Genomic DNA, 392 nt, shown 5'->3' with positions numbered 1-392 from the left:
CCGTGCCCGGCTGGCACCAGTCGGCCAGCGTGTTCGGCGTGATGATCAACAAGGACGCCTGGGACGCCCTCTCCGAGGAGACCCAGGAGAAGCTGAAGATCGCCGCCGAGGCCACCATGGCCTGGTCGCTGGCCTGGTCCGAGCGCGGCTCCACCGAGGGCACCCAGTCCTTCATCGACGCCGGCGTGGAGATCCACCAGCTCCCCGACGAGGACCTGGAGCGGATCCAGGAGATCACCAACGAGGTGATCCTGCGCGGCGCCTGCGAGGACCCGATGCACGCCAAGATCTACCACTCCATGGTCAGCTACCTGGAGGAGTACGCCACCTGGCGCGACATCTCGGTGCCCTACAACATGAGCCGCACCATGGACAACCTGCCCTCGCTGGAG

Annotated in this window: 1 protein-coding gene; it reads left to right on the top strand. The window is 66.6% G+C overall.

What is annotated here, in order from left to right; genetic code table 11:
• Positions 1-392, top strand: a 392-nt coding sequence (locus tag DIS04_RS20310; protein ID WP_479688585.1) for a type 2 periplasmic-binding domain-containing protein, incomplete at both ends; no start/stop codon positions are given.

This window comes from Billgrantia lactosivorans (assembly GCF_003254665.1).
In the GTDB taxonomy this organism is placed as follows: Bacteria; Pseudomonadota; Gammaproteobacteria; order Pseudomonadales; family Halomonadaceae; genus Halomonas; species Halomonas lactosivorans.
This window is presented reverse-complemented; position numbering and strand designations above follow the sequence as displayed.